At 64.1% G+C, this 594-nt stretch carries 1 protein-coding gene; it reads left to right on the forward strand.

The features are described 5' to 3' along the window. Positions 1-346: 346 nt before the first annotated feature. On the forward strand, positions 347-594 hold a 248-nt coding region (locus RFN30_RS32315; protein ID WP_320265983.1), incomplete at its 3' end, for a hypothetical protein.

Consider the following 594-nt stretch of genomic DNA (forward strand, 5'->3'; position numbering starts at 1 on the left):
CGCCTGATTGCTGCCGCGACCCTTCAGGCCGTTGAGAACCTATGCGGCGGCTATCGCGCGCGCTCCCATCGTCACAGCGTGGCGGCCTGGCCTCCATGCCGGATGGGTTTCGACCATGCGACGGGGCGGAGGTGTGTGAGCTTTCGGTGACGCCATCTCTGCGCCGCGATCCGGCATCGGAACGCGAAGCAATCGCTTGCCGTCCTTGCCCATGAGACCGCTGCTCGCTTCCAAGACGGATGTTGGTTTCTGCGCCATCGTCGGCACGTCGCTCTCCTGGCCCTGCGTTCCTATCGGACGTGGTTTGTCGATGCGACAGGACCGGAGCGTAAGAACTTTCGCTTGCATGATCACCGCGTCCCGGCTCATCGTCAGAACGCAAAGCGCTTTCTTCCTCGCTTGCTTCACCTTCTCGCGCCAAAGGAAAACGGCGCCGCGTCATGCCCGTTCCGCGCAATGCGGAAGCGAAAAGTCGTGGTTGACCAACGGGGACGCGCGCGGACCGTTCCTGCGGGGTATCATCACCGCGGCCTGCGACGCGGCTGGAGGAAGCTTCGCTAGCCTGCGGCTCGCGGTGCGTCCGCTCGACAATCG

Origin of the sequence: Mesorhizobium dulcispinae (genome assembly GCF_033977345.1) — a bacterium.
In the GTDB taxonomy this organism is placed as follows: Bacteria; Pseudomonadota; Alphaproteobacteria; order Rhizobiales; family Rhizobiaceae; genus Mesorhizobium; species Mesorhizobium dulcispinae.